1 protein-coding gene is annotated in these 1,042 nt (G+C 67.8%); it reads left to right on the forward strand.

Annotated features, from left to right (window positions below; all coding sequences use genetic code 11):
- The first annotated feature begins 35 nt into the window (after window positions 1-35).
- The gene (locus tag JMJ56_RS33125) at window positions 36-989 is read left to right on the forward strand and encodes an IS5 family transposase (protein WP_202836123.1); all 954 of its coding nucleotides are present in this window, start codon (window positions 36-38) and stop codon (window positions 987-989) included.
- Window positions 990-1,042 lie beyond the last annotated feature (53 nt).

Consider the following 1,042-nt stretch of genomic DNA (forward strand, 5'->3'; position numbering starts at 1 on the left):
GGCGTTGTTGCATAATCCGGTGACGGAGAGGTGCGATGGTTGAGGAAGCGACGGGTTGTGGCCGGCCGCAGCGGCGATACTGGACGCGGAACTGGCGTGAGTATGACCGAGGACTAATCGCCCGTGGTGACCTGACCGTTTGGATCTCGCCCGACCTGTCCTGGCATGCCTCAGGGGGCACGGGCAGGCGAGGCCGTCCGCGGATCTTCACGGATGCAGCGATCCAGGCGGTGCTGACGCTGAAGGTGCTCTACCAGCTGCCGCTCCGGGCGGCCCAAGGCATGGCGGGTAGCCTCATCCGGCTGGCTGGCCTCGACTGGCAGGTGCCGCACTACAGCACCCTCTCGAGGCGGCAACGGGATCTGACGGTCACGATCCCCTACCGCGCCCGGAGCGGGCCGCTGCACCTGGTAATCGACAGCACGGGGCTGAAGGTGCTGGGCGAGGGCGAGTGGAAGGTGAGGAAGCACGGCGCTGACAAGCGCCGGGTCTGGCGCAAGGTGCACCTGGTGATTGATGCCGACAGCCACGAGGTCAGGGCCGTCGAGATGACCGACCATCGGCATGGGGACGGCGAGATCGTGCCAGGGCTGCTGGCTCAGGTTCCGGAGGACGAGCGGATCGGAGTGATCAGCGGCGACGGCGCCTACGACACCCGCGGGGTCTACGAGGCGTCAGCCCTGCGCCACGCCGACCTGGTGGTGCCGCCGCGGCGCAACGGCAAGCCTTGGCGAGGGCGAACCACCGGGGCTGCCGAGCGCAACGAGAGCCTGCGCGCGATCAAGCGCCTTGGCCGACGGCTCTGGAAAAGGTGGAGCGGCTACCACCGGCGCAGCCTCGCCGAGACGGCGATGTCACGCCTCAAGCGCCTGGGCGAGCGCCTTGCGGCCCGCGATCCCGCCCGTCAGGTCGCCGAGGTGCAGATCCGCTGCGCCATCCTGAACACCTTCAACGCCCTTGGTATGCCCGACACCGTCGTCCACGCCTGATCAGGACATCAAAGACCGAACCAAGTCCTCACACTGATTTCTGCAACAGCGCC

Source organism: Belnapia arida, from assembly GCF_016773205.1.
Classification (GTDB): domain Bacteria; phylum Pseudomonadota; class Alphaproteobacteria; order Acetobacterales; family Acetobacteraceae; genus Belnapia; species Belnapia arida.

Bases quoted from the DNA above. Each gene is read 5' to 3' on its own strand.
- JMJ56_RS33125 (WP_202836123.1), top strand. From the start codon at position 36: ATGGTTGAGGAAGCGACGGGTTGTGGCCGGCCGCAGCGGCGATACTGG.